The following is a 2,817-nucleotide window of genomic DNA, read 5'->3' on the forward strand; positions in this document are numbered from 1 at the left end:
GACATTGATGCCGAGATCCTTGGCAGTCTGAGCAATCGACTGGTCCGACTCGTTCGCCAGTTTAACGGCTGACGCTCTGAATTCCGCACTATAGACTTTTTGTTTTTCTTGATTCATTTTGGGCACACGTTTTCTGTTCACGTTATTTTAGATTGTGTGTCCGGTTTAGTGTAGCCATATCATTTCGTATTGTTGAGCTAAATCAGGAGGAATTGTCAACATCATCATGATCTCTGGAACTGGATATCATGGAATTTTAGGATGATATACGGTTAGCAAATTTGACTAACATCACAAATTGGTTGACTATAGAAAAAAAACAGAGTAGATATGCGGAAACCATATAATCATTTGTTGGGCGAACCAGGAGAACCGAGGATGTACGAAGCACTAATTCTCATCGATCCCGAGATGGTCATAACGGCGGAACAGGTCGCGGTCGCATTGCGGGAGTACTACCAGGGAAAGCAGGACGCCCCCACAGAGATTGTGCATGCGGGGCAGAGCATCAAGCTCGTATGGGATGGTTATACACTTGAGCTCTACCGTTCTTCCGCATCACACGTGCTTGAGGAATCGATGGAAATTGCTCAACGGTTCGGTCAGATGCATTCTTCGCGCGATCGCATCGCTTTGTGTGCTTGCAGATTCGAGATGTCGGGTGACGATGACGCAGATATGCATCGCTTCAATGACTATCTGTTTGTTGGTGAGCAGCTATCACGCCTTGGTCGAGTGTATCGATTCGATCAGGCTTCGAGTGAATTCATGGATTAAGGGATCGCCTAGCAAATCGCTGGAGCGGACGCGTGAAAGATAAAGTGCCAAGCTCAAACGTCGGCGCGTGCGCCGCTCATCTCAACCGTTAGGCGCGGAAATGAAGATCGTCGTATTCTCCAAAGAAGGGCAGCAGCGCATCTACGAGATCACCCGAATAGATATCGCTCTTGATGTGCGCGACATGACCTTTTCCTTGTCGGGAGCTCCTGTCGGAGTCAACGTGGTTTGCTCGGCAAAGCCTGCGTCGATTGTCTTTGGCCACTCGGACGCGACGATGGTCTTCAATCGAGATTCCGAGGCGAGGGAGTTCGCGGCGGCTCTAGAATCCGCAACGAAGTTGGTCCACGACCTATGCTCCAAAGCCATGGACTGATGGTTATGCGGCACGCGCCTAACAATTCATTCAAGCCGACGCCACTTCGCGGCGCGGCTTAATTCAGGCGTTGGGCACAATCAAACCAAGTGAACATGCCGATTCATTCACCCACCGGAAGGCGGAGCGCCGCGCTGGCCACTTGCGTCTTACACCGAACTGACGCCAGCGCACGACAAGACTAAGGAGTGCCAATATGGCTGCACGTACCGTCAGATGTTTTTTGAGCAATCAGACCGACACCGCTTTTACCTATGTTTCCGACGAACACGACCACGGTCAGTTTACCGACCCGTGGTACCCGCCTGCGGTGATTGCTCCCGGCTCAATTGGGCAATGGCGATCTGAATCCGATGGTTTCATGACAGGGACCGAAGGCAACGTACGCTACAGCACTTCCGTTCCGGACGCTGACGGTGGGCACACAGAATTTATTGAAGTGCACTGGGATAACCCATTCATCGGGCAGAACAACGCTAGCATTTCAGTTGTGGAGGACTTTACAAACAAGCCTAGCGCAACGCTCAAATCAGCGTCTTACATCCAGACCAACGGCGCGCCTCCACCCAATCTGGTAAAGATGACCGATGGCGATGTAGAGGCATGGATTGACGGCATCCTATTCCCCCCTTACATCATAGCTAATTGGAACACGGCCTCATTCAACGATGCCAACGCCTTCTATGCGGTGAAGGCTGGGACCAACCCGCAATTCATTGGCGAATTTTCGGGACCGCCAACCGGCAAGAAAAGCTCGAAACTTAACACCAAAGCCATCCCTGCTGAATGGGCTGGACGATGGATGTCTGCCGTTGTGTCACTAACCATAGTCAGTAGGGGTAAGAAGGCTATGACGGCGTACATCACTGATCGATCGACAAATCCACCTCTCCAGTTCCAGCAGGATTTTGAGCTTGGCGCGCTGACCTGGGTTGCCGATCACATGCTGGTGCATGCAATCAAGACGCAGTTCGCCGCTGGTTCCGAACCGCTAGACAACGTGCTACGGATAGCAGCAACACAGACTGTCAGTTCCCTGAACGCGCAACGCGAGGAATCGGCGTTCGACATTTTCCAGAAGACCGCATTGTCCACTGCACGATCCACGGACGTCCACCTAAATACCTCAAGACTGGAGAAAAGCAGCAAGGCAATTACGTCCTTTGTCGGGAGGAGCCGAGGCAGCGTTGCCTTGATGAATGGCGTGCACCTCTCACTGTATGATGTTTTTACAGGTGGACAAAAGACCGATGCGTTTCTCAAATACGAGCGACACGGGGTACTCGGCGTGGTGGCCTATGGTGCAGTTCTGGACTATGTTATTGATTTGCATTGAGAGTCATAATACCGCTGGACTCTCCGCCCCCCTCCCCGAATCTCTTGATGTCGCCACATGTACTGGGTTCGCAAGCTCCAATCGGAGCCCAACAACACGCTGCACCCGACGTCCCTGCCTCCGCGGCTTCGCCGCTCCGGCAGGGACGCGGGTGAGCGTGAGCGTTATGAATGAGCAATTACAGATGTAAACCAGCCATTCAAAAAAACGCCTCGACAGGCCGGTCTTGGGCATTATGCAAAGCTTTGCATAAGTGCCATTATGTGAAGTTTCCTTTTATGTACAGCGATGTTGTCGCGAGCGAGATACGATCAGGCTTGGAAGTGTC

At 51.9% G+C, this 2,817-nt stretch carries 3 protein-coding genes; all 3 read left to right on the top strand.

Annotated features, from left to right (window positions below; all coding sequences use genetic code 11):
- The first annotated feature begins 378 nt into the window (after positions 1-378).
- The 3 genes from EK22_RS21665 (at position 379) to EK22_RS21675 (ending at position 2,489) form a co-directional block, all read left to right on the top strand.
- Positions 379-777 carry a hypothetical protein gene (locus tag EK22_RS21665; protein WP_152565191.1) on the top strand — a complete coding sequence of 133 codons (399 nt, stop codon included), beginning with the start codon at positions 379-381 and terminating at the stop codon, positions 775-777.
- 100 nt (positions 778-877) lie between these two features.
- Positions 878-1,153, top strand: a complete 276-nt coding sequence (locus tag EK22_RS21670; protein WP_036254402.1) for a hypothetical protein — start codon at positions 878-880, stop codon at positions 1,151-1,153.
- A 196-nt stretch (positions 1,154-1,349) separates the two neighbouring features.
- Positions 1,350-2,489 (top strand): hypothetical protein, encoded by a 1,140-nt coding sequence (locus EK22_RS21675; RefSeq protein WP_036254404.1) that lies wholly within the window; start codon positions 1,350-1,352, stop codon positions 2,487-2,489.
- Positions 2,490-2,817 lie beyond the last annotated feature (328 nt).

This window comes from Methylobacter sp. BBA5.1, from assembly GCF_000746145.1.
In the GTDB taxonomy this organism is placed as follows: domain Bacteria; phylum Pseudomonadota; class Gammaproteobacteria; order Methylococcales; family Methylomonadaceae; genus Methylobacter; species Methylobacter marinus.